Source organism: Micromonospora sp. NPDC023644 (genome assembly GCF_040640115.1).
Taxonomy (GTDB): Bacteria; Actinomycetota; Actinomycetes; order Mycobacteriales; family Micromonosporaceae; genus Micromonospora.
Genome location: NZ_JBFABA010000120.1, coordinates 1 through 1,425 on the forward strand (window position 1 = coordinate 1; position 1,425 = coordinate 1,425).

At 74.6% G+C, this 1,425-nt stretch carries 1 protein-coding gene; it reads left to right on the top strand.

The annotated features are described in order from the left end of the window. Positions 1–1,425: acyltransferase domain-containing protein (locus tag AB0G08_RS30150; RefSeq protein WP_358094371.1), on the top strand; the 1,425-nt coding region annotated here is incomplete at both ends.

The window sequence follows — 1,425 nt, forward strand, 5'->3', positions numbered from 1 at the left end:
CCGCCGACCCTGCACGTGGACGAGCCGTCCCCGCACATCGACTGGACCTCCGGGGCGGTGGCCCTCGCCACCGAGCCCACCCCGTGGCCGCAGGTGGACCGGCCGCGTCGGGCGGCGGTGTCGTCGTTCGGCATCTCCGGCACCAACGCGCACGTGATCATCGAGCAGCCGCCAGCCGAGGCGATCGAGGGCGAGATCGTCGCCCGGGACGTTCCGCCGGTGGTGCCGGTGCTGCTCTCCGCCCGCGACGCGGCGGGGCTGTCGGCCCAGGCGGGCCGGTGGGCGCGCTGGCTGTCGGCGGACGGGCAGCGGCGTCCGGTGGACGTCGCGTGGTCCTCGGTGGCGACGCGGTCCGCGCTGGAGCACCGGGCGGTCGTGTCCGGGGCGAACCGGGACGACCTGCTGGCGGGCCTCGCGGCGGTGGCGGCGGGCGAGCCCTCCGGGGCTGTCGTGACGGGCTCCGCCGCCGCACGCGGTCAGCTTGCGCTGCTGTTCTCGGGTCAGGGTGCGCAGCGCGCCGGCATGGGCCGGGAGTTGTCCGCCGGGTTCCCGGTGTTCGCCGCCGCGTTGGACGAGGTGTGCGCGCACCTCGACGCGCTGCTGCCGCGTCCGCTGCGGGAGGTGCTGTTCGCCGCGGCGGGCACCGCCGAGGCGGACTTGCTGGATCAGACGGTGTTCACGCAGGCCGGGTTGTTCGCGGTCGAGGTGGCGTTGTTCCGGCTTGTGGAGTCGTTCGGGATCGTTCCCGACATGCTGGCCGGCCACTCGATCGGTGAGATCACGGCCGCACACGTCGCCGGGGTGCTGTCCCTGGCCGACGCGTGTCAGCTCGTCGCGGCGCGGGGCCGCCTGATGCAGGCGTTGCCGGCCGGCGGTGGCATGCTGGCCGTGGCCGCCGCCGAGGCGGAGGTGGTGGAGTCTCTCGCGGGCCTGGGCGACCGGGTCGGCGTCGCGGCGGTCAACGGTCCGACGTCGGTGGTCGTGTCGGGTGCCGTCGAGGTGCTGGACGAGGTGGAGCGGGTCTGGCGGGACCGGGGTGTCCGCACTCGCCGGCTGACGGTCAGCCACGCGTTCCACAGTCCGCTGATGGAGCCGATGCTCGACGAGTTCCGGGCGGTGCTGTCCGGGCTTACCTTCGCCGCGCCGTTGCTGCCGATCGTGTCGAACGTGACCGGCGCGCTGGCCGACGCCGACGAGATCCGCATCCCGGAGTACTGGGTGCGGCACGTGCGGGAGGCCGTCCGCTACGCAGACGGGATCACCGCGCTGCGTGCCAGCGGGATGGACACGTTCCTGGAGGTCGGTCCGCAGAGCGTACTGACCGCGATGGCCGCCGACGTGCTGCCCGACGACGCCGTGCTGGCCGTCGCCGTGCAGCGCAAGGACCGGCCGGAGGCGCACGCGCTCCTGCACGCCCTGGCCGAG